Here is a 19,378-nt window from a genome sequence, read left to right as displayed (position 1 = left end):
CCGCCATGCGCATCAGCCGCCGCGCCACTGCCGCCAGCGCCCGAGCGCGATCTGCGCCATCTCCCGCGCGCTCCGGCGCAGGCGCGGGTCGAGTCCGAGCGCGATGACGGGGTAGACGACGAGCACGACCGCAGTATGCAGGAACAGGTCGAGCCACGGCGATCCGCTCGTCACGTGCGCGGCCAGCACGCAGCTCGCACCGAATGCGAAAACGGAGACGACCAGTGCGAGGAGCGGAAACGGAATCGTCAGTTCCGAGCGGCCGATCAGCATCGCGATCACGAGCAGCACCGCGAACGAAAGCAGGGTCGCGATCGCCGAGCCGGAAACGCCGAACCGCGGGATCAACAGATAGTTCAACGCGATGTTGACGACTGCCGCAATCGCGACGTAGGCGAAGATCGCGCCGGTGCGCTTCTTCAGGAACAGCCCGGCCGCGGCGATCGAAACGTAGCTGTCCTAGCTGTCCAGCGCCATGCCGCCGATCACCCAGGGCACGATGGTGGTGCCCTCGATGTAGCGCGCCGACGCCAGGACCATGACCATGTCCGTCGCATTCGCGGTGACCAGCGCCGCGATGAGGAACGAGAACGCGATATAGCTGCGCGCGAAGCGGCCGAGGAATCGTTCGGTCGCCACGCGCCCTTCGCGTTCCCACACGCGCATGTACATCGGCGCGACCGCCGTGCTGAGCGCAGCCATGGTCGAACCCTTGATATATTCGCACAGGTTGTAGGACGCCGAGTAGACGCCAACCGCCTTGACGCCGTGCAGTTGCTGGATAACGTAGCGGTCGCCGGGCCCCAGTATCGCCCCGGCCACCTCGACACCGACCATCGGCACACCGTACACGACCATGCGCACGAACAGGTCGTGCGAGAATCTCGCCGGGTAGATCGGGTTGTCCTTGACGACGACCGAGCCGATCCAGAGCAGCGAAACGACTTCCGCTGCAATCGTCGCGGCGAACACGCCCTCGGCGCTGCGCGCCAATGCGAGCAGGACGCCGATGGTCGGCACGAGGGTCAAATAGCGCTTGACCACCCCGTAAACCGAAATGAATGCGCTGCGTTCCTTGGCGTAAAGCAGGTTCGAGAAGGCGCTGTCGAGAACACGAATCAGCACCAGGCACGCGGTCAACAGCAGCAGGCCCCTCAGACGCGGATGGGCGAGCGCGCTGTCCGGAAGCAACGCGACAATCAGCATCCACCCCAGCATGGTCAATGCGCCGACCATGGCCATGCCGAGGATCTGCGTCGAAGGCAGCCGTGCCGCCGTTTCCCCCGTCGTGATAGAAGCGCACGGTCGCGCGCTGCATGCCGAGCTTGCCGATCGCGACCAGCGGCGCCAGCGCCAGCGTCGCCGTGTTCAGCAGGCCGTAGTCGGCCACCGACAAGAGGCGCATCAGGATCGGAAACGACACCAGGCTCGGGAACGTGACCAGCGTGGTGCCGATCGCATAGGTGGAGGCATGCCGGAACAGCGAGCTCAAGCTCGCTCCGCCGAAACGTCGCGCGGACGGATGTGCGCAGACGCGCTCAAGCGAGCGCCATCCGCAGCGCGAGGGAAGACACGTCGTAGGGAACCGCCAGGCGCGGCAGCGCGTGGCGGTCGGGCGACCGCGACGGCACCATGCCGACGCGGGCGCTGAGTGCGCCGGCGTAGGTCGCGCGCACGCGTGCGTCCGCAGCCGCGTCGAAATCGCCGTTCGGGTAGCAGAAATACTCGACCGGGCGACCGAGCATCACCTCGATGCGCGCCTTGCTGCCCACGACTTCGCGCTCCAGTTGCGCGTCGTCCATGCCGATCATGATGTCGTGGCTCAACGAGTGCGAACCGATCGTGACCAGCGCCGGATCGAGCGCGGCGAGTTGCGGCCAGCTCACCAGGTCGCTGGCCTGCCGCTGCTTGGCCGACGGCGTGAATGACGGCGTCGCCGCGCGGATCGCCTCGATGCCTTGCGCACGCGCGGCCGGCGACAGCGTTTTCAGATGCTGGACGATGGCATCGCCGCTCCATGCCGGCGCATGCGTCGCAAGTGCGCGGCGCGCGGATTCGTCGAGCGTCTCCAGCCGGGCGCGCATCTCGTGCGTCCACAGCCAGCTGCCTGCGTCGATCAGGCCGGGGCAGACGAAAAACGCCGCCGGCACCGCATGCCGTTCGAGGATCGGATAGGCGACCGTCGCGTTGTTGGCAAGGCCATCGTCGAAGGTCAGCACCACCGCCGGCCGCGTGACGGCCGATGGCTCATCCAGTTCGGCAACGAGCGCGGCAAGGCTGAGCAGCCGGAAATGCCGCTTGAGGTGCACGACCATTTCCTCGAACACATCGGCGGCGATTTCCTGCGCGTCGATGCCGTGCAACATCAGAATGCAGTTGTGCCCGCGCAGCCGCGTGATCGCGGGCGTAATGCCCGTGCGATAGAGCGAAGTGCGGATGCGTCGTATGATGGCGGCGAGTGCGTTGGGCATGCTTCGGTCCCCTCCCCAGCAGGTCGTTCGGCCATGCGGGCCGCGCCTGCCATGGCGCATTATCCCGCGTGGCGGTTATGCTCTCAACCCGAACCGTGCAGAGTGGGCATCCTGCCTCGGTTGGCAAAAAAGCGGTCGCGGCAGCGCTGCGCGATGTCTTTTCAGAAAATTCACGGAATTTCCTGCAACGAACGCAAGTTGCAATACAGATGACCTGTCTCTACAGTCAGATGAGCGGTTTTCCAGACATGCTGCCGCGCAGCACTGTACGCCAGTAGAATTCCAGTTGCCGAAGATCTGAACCTTTTTGTTCGATGGGGATTGAACATGTCGGGGCACGGGGACACAAGCGGATTCGTTCCGCATGCCAGTCAGCGCGCGGCCATGGTTGCCATTTGTGGCTTGTTGGACGTGAAAGACGACCGGGGCGCCAGATCGATCTGTCCGAATGCATGATCCGGCGCAAGCGCATGCCCGGATCGCGTCGTACGGCTCGAACGTGGTGAATCGACGCTGGCGGTTTCGCACTACCTCAAGTCACTCCGATACCAGCCGCGGCAACCGGGGCTGTTCAAGCCGCTCGTGATCGCGGCACTGCCGTTCGGCAGCGGCGTGCTGCTGCGTGATCGCAGGCGCGCATCGCGCAGGCGCCAGCGTGGAAATGGGGAAGAAAAGGCATGACGAGATTGGTTCCGAACAGCGCGATCCACGTATGCACAGTCGAATCCGGCGACGCGTTCGCCGAGATTGGCGAGTGCTGGGAGCGTTTGCACGCCGATGCGCAGTCGGCAAGCATATTCAGCAGTTTTGACTGGCAGCACCTGTGGTGGCGCACTTACGGACGCGGCCGGCAACTTCGGCTGCTGCTCGCATGCGACGGCGACGCGCTCGTCGGCATCCTGCCGCTGTATGTCGAATCCGTGCGCATGCTCGGCTGGCCGGTGCGCAAGTTGCGTTTTATCGGCGTCGGCGGCGACACCTGTCCGGACGACCTCGGCCCCGTACTGATGCGCGGCCGCGAAAGCGAAGTCGCGCATGCATTCGCCGAGGCCGTGATGGGGCTCGCCGGATGGGACGTGCTCGCGCTCAGCGACATGAACCCCGACTGCGCGTTCACCACGGCGATCGAGGCCGTTGCACGGAAGTCGCGCCGGGCGTGCCGCCGCGGTTGCAGCGAACGCATCGCCTTTCTGCGGCTGCCGGCGAGTTGGGACGACTGGCTCGCCTCGCTGCACCGCGACCGCCGCTATCGCGTGCGCAACATCCGCAAGAAACTCCTCGCCGCGCATCCCGATACGCGTTTCTTCGCCTGGGACGATGCGGCCACGCTTGATGCGGGCATCGATCGGCTCATATACCTGCACCGCAAACGCTGGACGGCGTCCGGAGAGAAGCATGGGTTTTCCTCGCCCGAGTACGTGGCGTTTCACCGCGCCGTGATGGCGGCGTGCTTCGCGCGCGCCCGGTTGCGCCTGTACTGCCTTGAAATCGGCGGCAAGATCGTGGCGATGTTCTACTTCTACCGCTTCCGCAACACGGTTTACTTGATGCAGAGCGGCTTCGATCCCGACTATGCGGACCTGAAGCCGGGCCAGGTACTGCTCGGCTACATCATCGAGCACGCCATCGGCGAGGGCCATGCCGTGCTGGATTTTCTGCGCGGCGAGCACCGCTACAAGGACGAACTGGCCACCGGCAAGCGCGAGACCGTGTTCGTGCAAGTGTTGAAGATGCGCTTCGGTGCATTCGTCTATGCGCTGCGCCGGCGCTGGCTGCCAGCGCTCAAGCGCCATTTCAAAGTCAAATTGAACAAGCCTACGGAAACGGCTGCCTCGCAAACCTCCTCGATCTCGAGTGGCATGGATTTGCAAGTCCACAATCCATTCCGGCGTGAAGTAGACTGGGTGGAGGACCCGTACCAACGGCACGGCTTGGCATCTGCAGCTCATCGCGTTCTACCGACGCGCAACATGTTCCTTCAGCCGAAGGATAGGTTGCTCGATCATGTGCCACGTCACTTCCGCAATCGCCGACGAGACCGCAAGCAGCCCGAGCGCGTAGACGAACAGCCGCACTTCACGCAGCCCATCGTCCGGGCCGTTGATCCAGTCGCGATAATGACTAGCCAGGGCGTAGTGGATGGGCGCATGCACAAGGTAGATCGCGTAACTGCGTGAGCCGAACCAGCGCAGCCATCGGCTGCGGAGCAATTGCCGCAGAGGCTCCGTTGCCGCCGCGCCGTACAGCGCGACGAGGATAATGGCGCCGGACGCGAACGAGATGGCCGTTTGACCGATGACCTGGACCCAGCGGTCGCCCCCGTCGAAGCCATGTTCGAACAATGCGATGACGATGACGGCACCCATGGCGGCCACCGCCACGGGCGGCGCAGCATGCGCCAGTCGCGTACGCCATGCGGGCCAGCGCACCAGGATGGCGATGAGCGCACCGAGCGCGAGGGCGTCCCAGCGTGCGATGGTGAACGAATATGCAGCGCCGGCAGGCAATGCGGTCGACCGCAGGGTGAATCGCAGCAACGGAGTGATCGCCACGATGGTGGTGCAGACGATGGCCAGCGTGCGCTCGGTCAGGCGCAAGGCAAGCAGCGGCCAGAGCAGATAGAACTGCTCCTCCACCGCGAGCGACCACAGGTGCGGCAGGCCATAAACGCCAAAGCCCAGTGGTTCGGCCCAGTTGGAAAGGTAGAACCAGAGCCACCACTGGTTGCGCTGAAAGCCTGCACCCCACGCGCCGCCGATCACGAGGCTGAGCACCAGCGCGCCGATCAGCAGAAGGTAGTACAGCGGGAAGATGCGCAGCGCACGGCGCAGCCAGAACGTCTTGAACGGGTGTGGCCCGGCGCGGTCGTCGAGCAGAATGCGCGTGATCAGGAATCCGGAGAGCACAAAGAACAACTGCACGCCAACCCAACCTCCCGCCAACGCCGTCGAGACGACCTCCTCGACGAGAAGGTGTCCCCATTCTCCTATCCACCATGCGTTGTGGAGGACGACCGTCACGATGGCGACACCGCGAAGGCCATCGAGTTCGGGATTGCGGCTCGGTGCGGTGGAGCCTGCGGGTCGGAAACTGCCATTGCGAGCGATCATGTGTTGATCCGTGGCGCCGATTTCCGATCAGTATCAATACAAGTAACCATCCGGACGGACTGCCCAAGGACGATTCGGCGGATCGATCAGCTTGGCGGGAAAAGAGATAGGTCGGTAGTGTCCCGGTTTGGAATCCATCCGCAGCGAACAATCCGGGTATCATATATGTTGCGAGGCGACGAACAGTCGCCTGCAAACCAGGGGAGCAAATTCGCATGACCGTATCGCCCAACGTCAGGCCCAGCGAACTGGTCGCGAAAACGTCGGCGATCGCCACCGAAGTCGCAGCCCGGCATGCCGTCGACGTCGATGCGAAAAGCCGCTTTCCGACGGAGACGATCACGGCGCTCAAGGCGGCCGGCCTGCTCTCCGCGGCCGTGCCGCGCGAATTCGGCGGCGCCGGCGCGGGCATGCGCGAACTCGGCGCGCAATGCGCCGCGCTCGCGCAGGGTTGCGGATCGTCGGGCATGGTGCTGGCGATGCATCACATCCAGGTGGCCTGCATCGCAAGACACGGCAAAAACTCGCCGTACTTCGCGCGCTACTTGCGCGAGAACCTCGTGGAAAAGCAGCAGCTGATCGCCTCGATCACGTCCGAGAACGGCACGTTCGGCGACACGCGTTCGAGCATCTGCGCGGTCGCGGTGGACGGCGATGCGATGTCGCTCGACAAGGACGCGACGACGGTGTCCTACGGCGCGCACGCCGATGCGCAGCTCGTCACCTGCCGCCGCGCTGCGGACGCCTCGGCCAGCGATCAGGTGCTGGTGCTGTTCGAGGCGGGGCAGTATTCGCTGACGCAGACAACCACGTGGGATACGCTCGGCATGCGCGGTACTTGCAGCCCAGGCGCCAAATTCAGCGGCCGCGGCCGCGCCGAGCAGATCCTGCCGGGTTCGTTCGCCGATTCGTCCGCGCAGACCATGGTGCCGTATTCGCACATCCTCTGGTCCGCGCTGTGGTCCGGCATCGCCGCGGACGCGATCGGACGCGCCGCCGAGTTCGTGCGCGGCGCGGCGCGGCGCAATCCGGGCACCGTGCCCGCGAACGCGACGCATCTAGCGCGCGCGAACGCCGAGTTGCAGGCGATGCGGAATAACTGGCAGGCCTGCGCGAACGAATTCGATGCGATGACTGCCGCGGATGACCGTGCGGCACGCGAGGAACTCGGCGGCATGGCCTGGGCGCTCAAGATGAACCAGCTCAAGATGACCAGTTCGGAGATGGCGCCGCGGCTGTGCCACGAGGCGCTGCAGATCATCGGCATCCTGGGTTACAAAAACGACTCGCCGCTCAGTATCGGGCGCCATTATCGCGACGTGCTGTCGGCCGCGCTGATGATCTCGAACGAGCGCATTGCCGGAAAGAGCGCCTCGATGCTTCTCGTCCTAAAGGATATCTAGCATGCGCAATGTATACATTTGCCCGTCATTCCGACGAAAGCCGGAATGAGGCGATATTTCTCGTACGTGTCGATTTTGAGATAGGTTCCAATCATGTCCGCGACCGAATACGATGCCGCCAAATTCCATGAAGGTCTGGTCAAGCACGGGTTGATCGTCCCTGTCGGCGTGCAGGGCATCTTCGGCCGCAACCGCGTGTTCGAGGACGTGCTCGAGCGGTTCAACGCCCTTGTCACCGACCTCGCCAGGGACGACGGCGCCGAATACTTCGTCTTCCCGCCGACGATCGACCGCAAGGTGCTGGAAAAGTCGGACTACATGGACAGTTTTCCGAACCTCGCCGGCACCGTCTTCAGCTTCAAGGGCAAGGAGCTGACCGCCCGCCAGCTCAGCGAGGCGATCCATGCGGGCGAATCGTGGGAAAAGTACGAGAGCATGACCGATGTGGTGCTCAATCCCGCGGCCTGCTATCCGGTCTATCCGAGCTTCAGCGGCACGGTGCCGAGAGAAGGCCGCCTCGTGACGATGTTCAACTGGGTGTTCCGCAACGAGCCCTCGCCCGAACCGACGCGCATGCAATCGTTCCGCGTGCGCGAGTTCGTGCGTTGCGGCACGCCCGAGCAGGTGGTCGAGTGGCGCGACATGTGGCTCAAGCGCGGCGTCGCCTTGCTCGAATCGCTGGGGTTGCCGGCACAGGCCGAAATCGCTTCCGATCCGTTCTTCGGCAAGGGCGGCAAGATGCTCGCCGTTTCCCAGCGCGAGCAACAGCTCAAGTTCGAAGTGCTCGTGCCGGTAATCTCGAAGGAGAAGCCGACCGCGGTCTGCTCCTTCAACTACCATCAGGAGCACTTCGGCGAGGCGTTCGACATCCGCACCGAGGACGGCAAGGTCGCCAACACGGCCTGCCTCGGCTTCGGTCTCGAACGCCTGGTCATGGCCTTGTTCCAGACCCACGGATTCGATCCGGGCGCGTGGCCGGCCGCGGTGCGCGCAAAGCTTTGGCCCTGAGGTCGTCGTGAACGTGCTGCAGCTCGACGCGGCGAACTACGCACGCCACATGCTGCATGCCGACGAGCGGGTCTGGGTCGAAAAGAACTGCTACGTCGACATCTGGATCGAGCTGGTCCATGCGTTCGGCTGCGAACCGCTGGCGATGCTTGCGTTCGTCCTCGCGATCGATTTCGAGGGCGACCAATGGACCTTCTACAAGCCTCCGCACGACGAGCTGCGCGACCTGTACGGCATCGACGTGCAGGAACTCAACTGCTGGCGGCCGCTGATCGAACACGCCGCCGAACACCTGGGCGCCGGCAAGCTGATCTCGACCGAGGCCGATGCCTGGTGGCTGCCCGACACGCACGGCACCGACTATCGCAGCCAGCACACCAAGTCGACGATCGTGCTCAACGAGCTGGACATCGATGCGCGCCGGCTCGGCTATTTCCACAACGCGGGATATTTCGCGCTCGAGGGCGAGGATTTCGCGCGCACGTTCAACCTCGACCGCGCACCCGATCCGGCCTTCATGCCGCTGTTCGCCGAACTGGTGCGCGTAGACCGCATCGAGCGCCAGCCGCGCGCCGATCTCGTGCGGCAGTCGCGTGCGCTGCTCGCGCGCCATCTCGCGCGCCAGCCGCGCGACAATCCGGTCGAGCGGTTCGCGCAGCGTTTCCAGCGCGACCTGCCGCTTCTGCAAGAGCGCGGTCTCGCCTACTACCACGCCTGGGCGTTCGCCACGGTACGCCAGCTCGGTTCCGCGGCGGAACTGGCCGCGCTCTACCTGCGCTGGCTCGATATGGACCGGTACGACACAGCGGCCGAGGCGTATGAGCGCATTTCGACCGGGGCCAAGGCGTTCATCCTGAAGGCCGCGCGCGCGGTCAACGCGAAGCGCGCGTTCGACGCGGCGCCTGTGTTCGAAGAATGGGCCGCGCAGTGGCAGCTCGCATCATCCGCGCTGCAGAAAACTGTATAGATTGCTTATGCTGGAAACGGCCGCACCGCGCATTCGCGTTGGCATCGACCTGGTCAGGACCAGTCGCATTGCCGAATCGATCGAACGATTCGGCGAGCGTTTTCTGCACCGCGTCTATACCGAGGGCGAAATCGCCTACGCGTACTCCGCGCCGGGCAATGCCGACGAGCGTCTGGCCGTGCGCTTTGCGGCGAAAGAGGCGGCGAAGAAAGCCTTGGACCTCGACGGCGTCGGCTGGCGCGACATCGAGGTGCAGCGCAGCGCAAGCGGCGCCTGCCATCTGGTATTGTATGGAGCCGCACGCGCCGCGGCGGGCGCATCGCAGCTTGCGCTGTCGATGAGCCATGACGGGGATCAGGCAACTGCAGTGGTAATCGCCTATGAGTAACGGAAACAAGGTCCGGACCATCCTCAAGGAGCATGGCCGGCTCGCCAAGGACGTCGACAGCCTTGCCGACGACATGGACCTGTACCAGGCTGGGATGACTTCGCATGCCTCGGTCAACGTCATGCTGGCGCTCGAGGGCGAGTTCGACATCGAATTCCCCGACCACATGCTCAAGCGCAGCGTGTTCGAAAGCATCGCCTCGATCACGAGCGCGGTCGACGAGTTGACCGCGGCCGCGCAATGAACCGCCCCCGATGCGCCGACGCTGTGCGGCGCATCGCGCTCAGCGAGGGCTGGCAGGTCGCGGCCGCGCCGCCGGGAACAACGCCCGGGCAGATCGATGGCCTCGACTGGCTTGCGGCGTCGGTGCCGAGTACCGCCGCCGCGGCGCTGCGCGCGGCGCAGCGCTGGGACTGGAACCAGACGCGCCGCTTCGACGACGAGGATTTCTGGTGGCGCCTGCGTTTCGTCGCGCCGACCGGCGCGGGGGTGCTCGGCTTCGACGGTCTCGCGACGCTGGCCGAGGTCTGGCTCGACGGCGAGAAGATTCTCGCCAGCGACAACATGTTCGTCGGCCACGAAGTGCCGGTCGAATTCGAGCGCGAGCACGAACTGGTGATCCGCTGTCGCGCGCTGACCCCGGAACTCGCGATCAAGCGCCCGCGCCCGCGCTGGCGCGTGCCGATGCTCGAACAGCAACAGTTGCGCTGGATCCGCACGACCCTGCTCGGCCGCACGCCCGGCTGGTCGCCGCCGTGCCCGCCGGTGGGACCGTGGCGCCCGGTATGGATCGAATACCGCGCGCTGCACGTCGGCGCAGTCGATGTCGATGCCACCCTGTCGGCAACGCACGACCTCGGCGAAGTCGCCATGGCGGCGACACTCGATGCACGCATCGTGCGCGCCGTCCTTCTCGTCGAACGCGACGGCGAACGCCACGAGGCGCCGCTGACGTTGCGCGAAGGACGCTGGCGCGGCAATGTCGGCATCGCGAACCCCGCATTGTGGTGGCCGCACACGCATGGCGAGCCGGCGTTGTACGCCGTGGCGATCGCCGCCGCGACGGGCGATCGCGAGCTGCGCATCGAACTCGGTCGTACCGGGTTTCGCCGCATCGAACTCGATCGCGGCAGCGGCGCCGACTTTCGCCTGCGCGTGAACGGCGTACCGGTGTTTTGCCGCGGCGCGTGCTGGACCCCGCTCGACATCGTCGCGCTCGGCGCGACGCCCGATGCGTACCGCGCGGCGGTCGCGCAGGCGCGCGAGGCCGGCATGAACATGCTGCGCGTCGGCGGCACGATGGTCTACGAGGACGACGCCTTCCACGATGCGCTCGACGAGTGCGGCATCCTGCTCTGGCAGGATTTCATGTTCGCGAACATGGATTATCCGGACGACGAAGATTTCATCGCCGCGGTGCGCGCCGAGGCCGATCAGCAACTTGCGCGCTGGCGGGCGCGGCCGAGCCTGGCGGTGCTTTGCGGCAACAGCGAAGTCGGCCAGCAGGCGGCGATGAGCGGCGCGCCGCGCGAGCGCTGGTCGCCCGCGCTGTTCCACGACGTGCTGGCGGCGCGCGCGCAGGCGCTCGGCGTCCCGTACGTGCCGTCGAGCACCTGCGGCGGCGCGTTTCCGCACGCGGCAAACGCGGGGCCGGCCTCGTACTACGGTGTCGGCGCGTATCTGCGCCCGCTCGAGGATGCGCGCCGCGCCGAGGTGCGCTTCGCCTCGGAATGCCTCGCCTTCGCCAACATCCCGTTCGACGCCGGTCTGCCGGGCGGCGCCGCGTTGCGCGTGCACCACGCCGCGTGGAAAGCGCGCTCGCCGCGCGACCTCGGCGCCGGCTGGGACTTCGACGACGTACGCGACCATTACGTGCGCCGTCTGTTCGGCGTCGATCCGAACGAACTGCGCGTCAGCGATCACGAGCGCTACCTCGCCTTCGGTCGCACCACGAGCGGGGAGGTGATGGCGCAGACGTTCGCCGAGTGGCGGCGGGCGCGCTCGTCGACCGGCGGCGCCCTGGTCTGGTTTCTGCGCGACCTGTGGCCCGGTGCCGGCTGGGGCGTGGTCGATGCGCACGGCACACCCAAGCCGTGCTGGTACGCATTGCGGCGCGCGCTGGCGCCGGTCGCGGTCGCGATCAGCGACGAAGGCGTCAACGGGCTGGCCGTGCACGTCTTCAACGAGGCGCCGGCGCCGCTCGATGCGCGCGTCGAACTGGACCTGTACCGCGGTGGCGACATTTCCGCAGGCCGCGGCGCGACCGACGTCCGCGTGTCTGCGCACGGCACGATCGAGCTGGCCGCCACCGATTTGTTCGACGGGTTCCTCGACCTGTCCTGGGCCTACCGCTTCGGGCCGCCGCTCGCGGACGTGATCCATGCGAGGCTGAGGGTTGCCGGCGCGTCGGTCGCCGAGACGTTCTGGTTTCCCGCCGGACAGCTGCTGCCGCGCGCGTTCGACGTCGGTCTCTCCGCGACGGCGCAGTCGACGGCGCAATCGCCCGATCGGTATCTGCTCGTCGTCGCCACGCGCAGCTTCGCGCAATCGGTCATGATCGAAGCGCGCGGTTTCGTCGCCGAAGACAACGGGTTTCATCTGGCGCCCGGACAGTCGCGCACCGTGGCGTTGAGCGCGACGGCGCCATCGCGGCCGGGCCGCTTCGCCGGCACCGTCACGGCACTCAACGCCAAACGCAGCATCCGCTTTCAAAGCGCATGAACGCCGCGCACTCCGCCGATCCGGTCATCGACCGCGCCGCTGCGTCCCCGCCGGATGCACAGGGCGGATTTTTCGGGCCGCCGTCGCGACCGCGGTTCGGATGGCTGCATCGGCCCGCGGCGCTCGCCGCGGGTGTCGGTCTCGTCATCGTGCCGCCGTTCGGCTACGAGGGCATTTGTGCCTATCGCAGCGTGCGCCACCTCGCGGAAGTCGCGGCGCGGCGCGGCGCGGTCGCGTTGCGCTTCGATCCGGACGGTTGGAGCGACAGCGCGGGCGACGATCTGGATCCCGACCGCCTCGAAGCATGGCTTGCGAGCATCGCCGACGCCTGCGATCTGATGCGCGGCGCCGGTGCCGATCGCATCGTGCTGGCCGGCATCCGCCTCGGCGCGCTGCTGGCCGCGCTCGCGGCCGAACGCAGGGACGACATCGCCGGGTTGGTCGCGATCGCGGCGCCGGCGAGCGGCAAGGCCTGGCTGCGGGAGGGCCGCGCCTTGCAGCTGGCACTGGATCTGGCGGCGCCGCCGGCGGGTACGGTGCGCGACGAATCCGTGCAGGAACTGGTCGGATTCGCGCTGACGGAACAGACGCGCGCCGACATCGGCCGCATCGACTTGACCCGTGCGGTGCGCCCGGCTGCTCCGGCCGTGCTGCTGCTCGACCGCGACGACTTGCCGGGCAACGATGCCTGGGCCGCGCATCTGCGCGCGCTCGGCGCACAGGTCGAGCAGCGCCGCTTGCCCGGCTATGTCGAAATGGTGCTCGATGCGCAGAACGCCAAAGTGCCGCGCGAGATCGTCGCCGCCGCCGCGGACTTTCTCGCCGCTGCGGCGCCGACGACGACGGCGCCGCCTCCGGCGCCGCCCGCCCTGCGCGCCGCGAACGAAATACTCGCGCGCGAGGGAACGGTGACCGAGGAATGCGTCGCGATCGATGCTTGCCTGAATGCGATCCTGACGCGACCGGTGGCCGCCATTCCGCGTCGCGCGGTCATCCTGCTCAACGCCGGCGCGATCGCGCACATCGGCCCGAATCGCCTGTACGTGACGCTGGCGCGGCGTCTCGCCGCGCAGGGCGACTTGGTGCTGCGCCTGGATCAGTCCGGACTCGGCGACAGCCGCGCGCGCGAGGGTGCGCAGGAACACGTCGTCTACGGCGAGCACGCCGTCGGCGACGTCGCCGACGCGGTGGCGTGGGTGCGCCGGGCCGGCGTCGAGCAGGTTGTCCTCGCCGGGCTGTGCTCGGGCGCCTATCATGCGTTCAAGGCGGCGTTGGCCGGACAGCCCGTGGACCGGATCATCGCCATCAATCCATTGACGTTCCATTACAAGCCCGGCATGCCGCTCGATTTCGCTGCGTTTCGCATCGCCGCCGAGGCGGCGCGGTACAAGCGGTCACTGCGCAGCGGCGCGTCGTGGAAAAAATTGCTGCGTGGCGAAGTCGACGTCGGACGGGCGGTGCAAATGGTCGCCCGGCGACTGCTTGCCGCCGTGGCGGGGCGTGGCAGGGACGTACTGCGCCACCTCGGCGTTCCGCTGCACGAGGATCTCGGCAGCGAGCTGCTCGCGCTCGCGCGGCGCGGCGTCGCGATGGAGTTCATTTTCGCAGGCGGCGACCCCGGCGTGGCTCTGCTCGCCGACGAAGCCGGCAGCGTCGTGCGGCGGCTCGCCGGCGACGGCAAGCTCACGATCCGCACGATCGACGGCGCCGGCCACACTTTTACCCCGCGCTGGTCGCAGCCGCTGTTGCTCGATGCGATCGTCGAGGCGCTGCGGTGATCCAATCGCGCATCGAGGCCGGCGGGTTGGCGGCGATCGCGGTCGGCGATCCGGCGGCCGCGCTCGTCGTCGTCGTCCTGCACGGGCGCGGAATGCAGGCCGCCGACCTCGCGCCGTTCGCGCATTCGCTGGGCGGCGACGCCTGGTTCGTGTTTCCCGACGCGCCGCTTGCGCTGCCACCGCGCGGCTACAGCTGGTGGCCGGTCGACGCCGAGATGCGTCTGCGCGAAAACGGAGCGCGCGATCTGCACCTGCTCGATCCGCCCGGCCGCATCGACGCGCGGGGACTGTTGGCGCGATTCTGTGCGGCGGTCGGCCAAGGGCGGCGTCTGGTACTCGTCGGTTTTTCCCAGGGCGGCATGCTTGCCATGGACTACGTGCTCCATGGCGGCCGCGCGGATGCATTGGCGTTGCTTTCGTCCTCGCGCATCGCGTTTGCCGAATGGACGCCGCTGTTGTCGAGACTCGACGGTCTGCCCCTCCTCGTCGCCCACGGCCACGACGACGACGAGTTGGCCTTTGCCGCCGGAGAGCGCCTGCGCGATGCCGCACTCGCGGGAGCCGCGCAGGTGACCTGGGTGCCGTTCGGGGGAGGACACGAAATTCCGCTCGTGGTCTGGCGTGCGTTGCGCCGATTTCTTCGCGCAATGGATGTGTCCCATCGGGATCGGCCGATCGCCATTGCAGAAGGGAACGACCATGCCTGACCATGCCACCGGTTTCGACTCGGCAATGTTTCGCAGCGTCATGGGAAGGTTCGCCACCGGCGTCACCGTGGTGAGTTTCCTGCGCGGAAACGAGCCCGCCGGCATGACGGTCAACGCGTTTCTCTCGGTGTCGCTCGACCCGCCGCTGGTCCTGATTTCGGTGCGTCGGGCATCGAGTTTCGTGGGGCACGTGCGCGTCGGCGACTGCTACGGCGTGAACATGCTGGCCGAAGCGCAGGAACGGCTCGCCCCGTACTTCGCAAAGCGCCCGGACGGGGCGGTGGACGTCGCGTTCGTGGACCATTTCGGCACGCCGCGGATCGACGGCAGCCTGGCGCACGTGGTCGCGCGCGTCGTCGACATCCATCCCGCCGGCGATCATCTGCTCTACATCGGCGCGGTCGAACACCTCTGGCACGGCGTCGAGGCCCGACCGCTGATTTTCTTCAGCGGCAAATACAAGCAGATCCACGCCCATGAACCGGTGACGCAGTGGAATGCGGTAGACGGTTGGTAGTCGGCGTGCGCGATCACTGCCGTTGTTTTCGATGGAGGCAAGCATGTTGCAGAGGGCCAGCGACCACGAACGGGCATTGCGCGACGAACTCGTCGAGCGAGCCCGTTCCCTCAAGCCCCTGCTGAGCCGCAACGCCACGCGGACCGACAGCGAACGCCGCGTTGCGGAAGAGAATATCGCGGCGTTGAAGCAGGCCGGCCTGTTCCGGCTGATGCTGCCAAGGCGCTACGGCGGCCACCAGGTCAGCATGCGCACGAACCTGGACGTGGTTTCCATCCTTGCCGAAGCGTGCGGCGCCAGCGCCTGGGTGCTCAATCTCATCAACAACTGCGGCTGGATCGTCGGCCTCATGTCCGAGCGCGCGCAGGACGAGATTTTCGGCGCCGATCCCGACGCACGCGTCGCCGGCGTATTCGCGCCGAGTGCGCAGACGCGGCGCGTGGACGGTGGGCTGGTCGTTTCCGGCAAATGGTACTGGGCGTCGGGCTCGCTGCATGCCAGTTGGGGCATGCTCGGCCTGATCGAAAACGACGCCAACGGCAGGCTCGTCGACCAGTACCTCGGCTTTGCGCCGATGCGCGAGTTGTCGATCGAATACACCTGGTACGTTTCGGGCATGCGCGGCACCGGCAGCAATTGCCTCGTCGCCGAGGACGTATTCATTCCCGACCATCGCCTGATGTCGCTGAATGCCGCCGTCCGTGGCAGCCATGCGACCGAACGTGAAAGCGAACCTCTGTACCGCTCCGCCTTCATTCCCGTCGTGACGCTGGCGCTCGTGGGCCCGCAGCTCGGCCTCGCACGGGCAGCGCTCGACCAGGTGATCGAATCGGCGAGCAGGCGCAACATCCCCTACACGGTCTATGCGCGGCAGGCCGAGTCGCCGGCGTTCCAGTTGCAGGTCGCCGCGGCGGCGATGCAGATCGACAGCGCGCACCTGCACGCCTATCGCGCCGCGGACGACATCGACGGCGCCGCAGCGCGCGCGGAATTTCCCGATTTCCGCACGCGCGCGCGCATCCGCGCCGATGCGGGCTACGTCGCGCGCACGATCACCGAGGCGCTCAACACGCTGGTCTCTGCGCACGGCGCGGGCGCGTTCGCCGAAGCCAATCCGTTGCAGCGCATCTGGCGCGACGCGAACACCGCCGCGCGGCATGCGCTGGTGCTGCCGCTGGTGGGCGAGGAAATCTACGGAAAGGCGCTACTCGGCATGGACCGGAACATCACGCCATTGATTTGATGCCGATGTCGCGGCGGCGCGAAAAACCGCTCGCGACAAAGCCGCACCACTTTTTTCAAACCGCTTTGTTGCGGGACTGCAATTTGCGCTCCCAGCCAAGCGCCGTCTTCGCTATCAGGTCCAGATCGTCGAAACGCGGTTGCCAGCCGAGCACGTCGCGAATGCGGCGCGCATCGGCGACCAGCGAAGGCGGATCGCCCGCGCGCCTCGCGTGTTCCACAACGGCGATGGGTGCGCCATGGGCGCGCTCGACGGCAGAGATGACCTCGCGCACCGAATAGCCATGGCCATAGCCGCAGTTCAGCGTGGTCGAGGCGCCGCCGGCGCGCAGATAGTCCAACGCATCGAGATGCGCGCGCGCCAGGTCGGTCACGTGGATATAGTCGCGCATTCCCGTCCCGTCCGGCGTGGGATAGTCCGTGCCGAAGATGGACAAATGCGCTCGCTTGCCTACGGCCGCTTCGCAGGCGACTTTCATCAGCAGCGTGGCATTTTCGGTGGACTGGCCGATGCGTCCCTGCGGATCGCACCCGGCGACATTGAAATAGCGCAACGCGACGTAACGCAACGCGCTGGCGGCCGCGAGATCGCGCAGCATCCATTCGCTCATCAACTTGGAGGTGCCGTAAGGATTGATCGGCACGGTCGGCGTATCCTCGTTGGCCAGGCCGTTCGCCGGAATGCCGTAGACCGCCGCGGTCGAAGAGAAGACGAAATGCCTGACGCCGGCCTGCGCGCAGCAGGCGAGCAGATTGCGCGTGGCGCAGGTGTTGTTGGCGTAATAGCGCAACGGGTCGGCCACCGATTCGGGCACGATCGTGCGCGCCGCGAAATGCAGCACCGTGTGCACGCGGTGTTCCTGCAGGATGGCGGAGACGAGCTTTTGGTCGCCGACGTCGCCGACGATCAACTCGGCTCCGCCGACGGCGTCGGCAAAACCGGTGCTGAGATTGTCCAGCACAACGACACTTTCGCCGGCTTCGAGGAGTTGCAACACGACGTGGCTGCCGATGTAGCCGGCTCCTCCGGTAAGCAGGATCGTATTGGGTTTTTCCGTGGCCATATCGATTTGCTGGGGTAGCTAAGTTCATGCCGGCGAAGGCGATCCGCCGGGTGCGCGGCATCGCAATCGGTACGGCCTTCATCGTACCGATCCACAACGCGCGGTAGACCTGTGACGCCTACCATTATCGCCGCCGTGCATGGATTTGCCTAACGGCGACGGCCCTATGAGCTCATGCAGGCTGCGCAGATGCGAGCGGACTCTTCCGCAATGCGAAACGCCACATCCATGACGCAGTGGTGGTTTTACCACCAGCGTTCTTGAACTGAACGGTGCATTAACGCAATCCAAACGGGCCGTTTGCTATGGTCGCGCCCTCGTTTGTCGTTCCACCGCCCGTTTCAGGGGAGCCGCCGGCCATGTCGCAAACCCGAATCGTCCGTCTTGCCCTATCCGTTCTTGCGGTCGTGGCACCGATCTCGTCGTTTGCGCAGTCTCCGATCTTCCAGGCTTCCACGGCCCAGGTCGCGTTCTCGCTCGACCAGGCCGTGCCGTCGCAATACCACCCGTTCGTGGCACAACCCGCGACGACGCGCATCCCGTTGGCCGCAAGGCCTGCGCTCGATACCGACGCGGGGTTTGTCGCAAGCATGGATGCCGTCATCGACCGTGCGGTCTACAAAATCCCGCGCAAGCGCGTCGCCGATTTCGCCATGACCTTGCGCGACATCCGCTATCGCCGCGCCGGCCACGACCCGTCCACCGGCTTCGACTGCTCGGGTTTCACCCACTACGTCTACAACAAGACCTATGGGGTCGACCTGCCCTACGACGCGCCGAGCCAATATCGCGACGGCGAAAAGATTTCGCGCGAGGAGATGAAGGTAGGCGACCTCGTCTTCTTCCAGGTGCGCAGCCACATCACCCACGTCGGCATCTACATGGGCGAAGGCCGCTTCATCCATTCGCCCTCCCCCGGCAAGCGCGTGCGCGTCGACGAACTGGCCAATCCCTACTGGGCCAAGCGCTGGGCCGGCGCGCGCCGCGTGCACGTCCAGTCCTGACCGGGCCCCGCGTCGCGCCGCGGAAGCAAGCGCAGGTTTCCGAAACCGCCAGGAACGACGCATCCCAACCTCAGACCCAGTCGCGCGGCACCAGATAGTCGGTCAGCCGCGCCTCCGCCGAGCCGGACTCGGGCGCATAGCCGTATTCGAAGCGTACGCGCGGCGGCAGCGACATCAGGATCGACTCGGCGCGCCCGCCCGATTGCAGGCCGAACAGCGTGCCGCGGTCGTAAATGAGGTTGAATTCCACGTAGCGCCCGCGCCGGTAGAGCTGGAATTCGCGCTCACGTTCGCCGAAAGGTGTACTTTTCCTTTTTTCCACAATGGGAAGATAGGCGTCGAGGAAGCCGTTGCCGACGGCTTGGGTGAAGGCGAAGCTGCGCTCGAAGCCGCCCGCATCGAGGTCATCGAAGAACAGACCGCCGACGCCGCGCGTCTCGTTGCGGTGCTTGAGGAAGAAATACTCGTCGCACCAGCGCTTGTATTTCGGATGGACCTCCGCGCCGAACGGTGCGCAGAGGTCGCGCGCGATGCGGTGCCAGTGCACGACGTCGTCGTCGAACGGATAGCAGGGCGTGAGGTCGAAGCCGCCGCCGAACCACCATACGGGATCGGCGCCGTCCGCACGCGCCTCGAAGTAACGCACGTTCATGTGCGTGGTCGGCAGATACGGATTGCGCGGATGCAGCACGAGCGAAACGCCGAGCGCGGTCCACGCGCGCCCGGCCAGTTGCGGCCGGTGCGCGGTCGCCGACGGCGGCAGCGCCTTGCCTTCCACGCGCGAGAAATTGACCCCGCCCTGTTCGAACACGGCGCCGTGCTTGAGTACGCGCGAACGGCCGCCGCCGCCTTCGGCGCGCGTCCACGCGTCCTCGGCGAATTTCGCGCCGCCGTCGGCGCGCTCGAGCGCGGCGCAGATGCGGTCCTGCAGGTCGCGCAGGAAAATGTCGACGAGAGCGAGCGAGTCGGTAGGCATGGCGGTGGCACGTCGGAAAACG

At 66.4% G+C, this 19,378-nt stretch carries 17 protein-coding genes and 1 pseudogene; 12 read left to right on the top strand and 6 right to left on the bottom strand.

Going from position 1 to position 19,378, the window contains the following annotated elements; translation table 11 throughout:
• Positions 1 to 12 precede the first annotated feature (12 nt).
• From QM741_RS06505 to QM741_RS06495, 3 genes are all read right to left on the bottom strand, one after another.
• Complete coding sequence (locus tag QM741_RS06505) at positions 13 to 444, bottom strand: polysaccharide biosynthesis C-terminal domain-containing protein (RefSeq protein ID WP_415209084.1); 432 nt, start codon at positions 442 to 444, stop codon at positions 13 to 15.
• A gap of 15 nt (positions 445 to 459) precedes the next feature.
• Entirely contained in the window at positions 460 to 1,242 is a 783-nt protein-coding gene (locus tag QM741_RS06500; RefSeq protein ID WP_415206911.1) for a lipopolysaccharide biosynthesis protein, read from the bottom strand.
• Between the two features lie 296 nt (positions 1,243 to 1,538).
• Positions 1,539 to 2,471, bottom strand: a complete 933-nt coding sequence (locus tag QM741_RS06495; protein WP_415206910.1) for a polysaccharide deacetylase family protein — start codon at positions 2,469 to 2,471, stop codon at positions 1,539 to 1,541.
• 677 nt (positions 2,472 to 3,148) lie between these two features.
• Here QM741_RS06495 and QM741_RS06490 point away from each other — a divergent pair.
• A pseudogene (locus QM741_RS06490) lies at positions 3,149 to 4,138 on the top strand (GNAT family N-acetyltransferase); the annotation flags it as partial.
• Positions 4,139 to 4,426: 288 nt separating this feature from the next.
• Here QM741_RS06490 and QM741_RS06485 read toward each other — a convergent pair.
• Positions 4,427 to 5,581 carry an acyltransferase family protein gene (locus QM741_RS06485; protein ID WP_415206909.1) on the bottom strand — a complete coding sequence of 385 codons (1,155 nt, stop codon included), beginning with the start codon at positions 5,579 to 5,581 and terminating at the stop codon, positions 4,427 to 4,429.
• Positions 5,582 to 5,796: 215 nt separating this feature from the next.
• On the opposite strand from QM741_RS06485, the gene QM741_RS06480 reads away from it, so the two are divergent.
• The 10 genes from QM741_RS06480 (at position 5,797) to QM741_RS06435 (ending at position 16,313) form a co-directional block, all read left to right on the top strand.
• On the top strand, positions 5,797 to 6,984 hold the full coding sequence (locus tag QM741_RS06480) for an acyl-CoA dehydrogenase family protein (protein WP_415206908.1): 1,188 nt from the start codon (positions 5,797 to 5,799) through the stop codon (positions 6,982 to 6,984).
• 93 nt (positions 6,985 to 7,077) lie between these two features.
• The gene (locus tag QM741_RS06475; protein ID WP_415206907.1) at positions 7,078 to 7,992 is read left to right on the top strand and encodes an amino acid--[acyl-carrier-protein] ligase; all 915 of its coding nucleotides are present in this window, start codon (positions 7,078 to 7,080) and stop codon (positions 7,990 to 7,992) included.
• Positions 7,993 to 7,999: 7 nt separating this feature from the next.
• The gene (locus QM741_RS06470) at positions 8,000 to 8,959 is read left to right on the top strand and encodes a DUF1839 family protein (protein ID WP_415206906.1); all 960 of its coding nucleotides are present in this window, start codon (positions 8,000 to 8,002) and stop codon (positions 8,957 to 8,959) included.
• A 7-nt stretch (positions 8,960 to 8,966) separates the two neighbouring features.
• Positions 8,967 to 9,347 (top strand): holo-ACP synthase, encoded by a 381-nt coding sequence (gene acpS, locus QM741_RS06465; RefSeq protein ID WP_415206905.1) that lies wholly within the window; start codon positions 8,967 to 8,969, stop codon positions 9,345 to 9,347.
• Entirely contained in the window at positions 9,340 to 9,591 is a 252-nt protein-coding gene (locus QM741_RS06460) for an acyl carrier protein (RefSeq protein ID WP_415206904.1), read from the top strand. The genes acpS and QM741_RS06460 overlap by 8 nt, the downstream gene beginning before the upstream one ends.
• Positions 9,588 to 12,068: a glycosyl hydrolase 2 galactose-binding domain-containing protein gene (locus QM741_RS06455; protein WP_415206903.1), complete on the top strand. Its 2,481-nt coding sequence runs from the start codon at positions 9,588 to 9,590 to the stop codon at positions 12,066 to 12,068. Before QM741_RS06460 ends, QM741_RS06455 begins: the two co-directional genes overlap by 4 nt.
• A complete protein-coding gene (locus QM741_RS06450) occupies positions 12,065 to 13,846 on the top strand; it encodes a serine aminopeptidase domain-containing protein (protein WP_415206902.1) in 1,782 nt (593 codons plus the stop codon). Before QM741_RS06455 ends, QM741_RS06450 begins: the two co-directional genes overlap by 4 nt.
• Positions 13,843 to 14,553: an alpha/beta hydrolase gene (locus QM741_RS06445; RefSeq protein ID WP_415206901.1), complete on the top strand. Its 711-nt coding sequence runs from the start codon at positions 13,843 to 13,845 to the stop codon at positions 14,551 to 14,553. The genes QM741_RS06450 and QM741_RS06445 overlap by 4 nt, the downstream gene beginning before the upstream one ends.
• The gene (locus tag QM741_RS06440; RefSeq protein ID WP_415206900.1) at positions 14,546 to 15,070 is read left to right on the top strand and encodes a flavin reductase family protein; all 525 of its coding nucleotides are present in this window, start codon (positions 14,546 to 14,548) and stop codon (positions 15,068 to 15,070) included. Before QM741_RS06445 ends, QM741_RS06440 begins: the two co-directional genes overlap by 8 nt.
• 43 nt (positions 15,071 to 15,113) lie before the next feature.
• A complete protein-coding gene (locus QM741_RS06435; protein WP_415206899.1) occupies positions 15,114 to 16,313 on the top strand; it encodes an acyl-CoA dehydrogenase family protein in 1,200 nt (399 codons plus the stop codon).
• A 55-nt stretch (positions 16,314 to 16,368) separates the two neighbouring features.
• On the opposite strand, the gene galE is transcribed toward QM741_RS06435, so the two are convergent.
• Positions 16,369 to 17,376 (bottom strand): UDP-glucose 4-epimerase GalE, encoded by a 1,008-nt coding sequence (gene galE, locus QM741_RS06430; RefSeq protein ID WP_415206898.1) that lies wholly within the window; start codon positions 17,374 to 17,376, stop codon positions 16,369 to 16,371.
• Positions 17,377 to 17,735: 359 nt separating this feature from the next.
• Here galE and QM741_RS06425 point away from each other — a divergent pair, with 359 nt between their 5' ends.
• A complete protein-coding gene (locus QM741_RS06425; RefSeq protein WP_415206897.1) occupies positions 17,736 to 18,380 on the top strand; it encodes a C40 family peptidase in 645 nt (214 codons plus the stop codon).
• A gap of 70 nt (positions 18,381 to 18,450) precedes the next feature.
• On the opposite strand, the gene hemF is transcribed toward QM741_RS06425, so the two are convergent.
• The gene (gene hemF / locus QM741_RS06420) at positions 18,451 to 19,356 is read right to left on the bottom strand and encodes an oxygen-dependent coproporphyrinogen oxidase (RefSeq protein ID WP_415206896.1); all 906 of its coding nucleotides are present in this window, start codon (positions 19,354 to 19,356) and stop codon (positions 18,451 to 18,453) included.
• Between the last annotated feature and the right edge of the window lie 22 nt (positions 19,357 to 19,378).

The organism is Rudaea sp., from assembly GCF_047601565.1.
GTDB lineage: Bacteria > Pseudomonadota > Gammaproteobacteria > Xanthomonadales > Rhodanobacteraceae > Rudaea.
Note: the sequence above shows the minus strand (reverse complement) of the source record. Positions and strands in the feature narration are given on the sequence as shown.

What these genes read in the sequence shown, in the direction of transcription:
- QM741_RS06500 (WP_415206911.1), bottom strand. Translation starts at nt 1,242, where the DNA reads ATGGCCATGGTCGGCGCATTGACCATGCTGGGGTGGATGCTGATTGTC.
- QM741_RS06495 (WP_415206910.1), bottom strand. Translation starts at nt 2,471, where the DNA reads ATGCCCAACGCACTCGCCGCCATCATACGACGCATCCGCACTTCGCTC.
- QM741_RS06485 (WP_415206909.1), bottom strand. Translation starts at nt 5,581, where the DNA reads ATGATCGCTCGCAATGGCAGTTTCCGACCCGCAGGCTCCACCGCACCG.
- QM741_RS06480 (WP_415206908.1), top strand. Translation starts at nt 5,797, where the DNA reads ATGACCGTATCGCCCAACGTCAGGCCCAGCGAACTGGTCGCGAAAACG.
- QM741_RS06475 (WP_415206907.1), top strand. Translation starts at nt 7,078, where the DNA reads ATGTCCGCGACCGAATACGATGCCGCCAAATTCCATGAAGGTCTGGTC.
- acpS (WP_415206905.1), top strand. Translation starts at nt 8,967, where the DNA reads ATGCTGGAAACGGCCGCACCGCGCATTCGCGTTGGCATCGACCTGGTC.
- QM741_RS06460 (WP_415206904.1), top strand. Translation starts at nt 9,340, where the DNA reads ATGAGTAACGGAAACAAGGTCCGGACCATCCTCAAGGAGCATGGCCGG.
- QM741_RS06455 (WP_415206903.1), top strand. Translation starts at nt 9,588, where the DNA reads ATGAACCGCCCCCGATGCGCCGACGCTGTGCGGCGCATCGCGCTCAGC.
- QM741_RS06450 (WP_415206902.1), top strand. Translation starts at nt 12,065, where the DNA reads ATGAACGCCGCGCACTCCGCCGATCCGGTCATCGACCGCGCCGCTGCG.
- QM741_RS06440 (WP_415206900.1), top strand. Translation starts at nt 14,546, where the DNA reads ATGCCTGACCATGCCACCGGTTTCGACTCGGCAATGTTTCGCAGCGTC.
- QM741_RS06435 (WP_415206899.1), top strand. Translation starts at nt 15,114, where the DNA reads ATGTTGCAGAGGGCCAGCGACCACGAACGGGCATTGCGCGACGAACTC.
- galE (WP_415206898.1), bottom strand. Translation starts at nt 17,376, where the DNA reads ATGGCCACGGAAAAACCCAATACGATCCTGCTTACCGGAGGAGCCGGC.
- QM741_RS06425 (WP_415206897.1), top strand. Translation starts at nt 17,736, where the DNA reads ATGTCGCAAACCCGAATCGTCCGTCTTGCCCTATCCGTTCTTGCGGTC.
- hemF (WP_415206896.1), bottom strand. Translation starts at nt 19,356, where the DNA reads ATGCCTACCGACTCGCTCGCTCTCGTCGACATTTTCCTGCGCGACCTG.